Source organism: Pseudoalteromonas rubra, assembly GCF_005887095.1.
GTDB classification, from domain to species: domain Bacteria; phylum Pseudomonadota; class Gammaproteobacteria; order Enterobacterales; family Alteromonadaceae; genus Pseudoalteromonas; species Pseudoalteromonas rubra_E.
Window position 1 is genome coordinate 1 of record NZ_PNCI01000125.1, and the last position, 455, is coordinate 455.

Consider the following 455-nt stretch of genomic DNA (forward strand, 5'->3'; position numbering starts at 1 on the left):
GTCATGGTGCCAGTTGCTGGAAATTGGCGCTGACAAGCCGTAGTAACCAGTTGAATCCATTGTCAACACACGGCTGCTGTCATAACCTGAATTTGTTCTGGGAACAAAGAAAATGGCATTATCCGATGCTTGACCAAGACTTGACCAGCCGGCCGGAACGTAGGAATCCAATTGCGTCGCAATCGCATCTTTACGCACTGTGGGTGTTGCATCGTCTATATCGGCAGTGATTAGCATATCTGCTCCGCTATGGCTCAGACCGCTGCCCCAGAGTAGTTCCAGCTTACCATCATTATCGCTGTCACCTGCGGTCAAAGAGGTTGATCCATGATCGACCATATCAATTGACCATAACTCCGAGATCGTATTATCTGCTGCCACATCGTAAGCGTGTATATTGCCCCACTGACAATCACCTACTAATAATTCATCATCTGCATCATTGTCCAGATTTG

The 455-nt window shown here is 47.5% G+C and carries 1 protein-coding gene; it reads right to left on the bottom strand.

The window, feature by feature from the left end; all coding sequences use genetic code 11:
- On the bottom strand, positions 1–455 hold a 455-nt coding region (locus tag CWB99_RS23580), incomplete at both ends, for an FG-GAP-like repeat-containing protein (protein ID WP_171045447.1).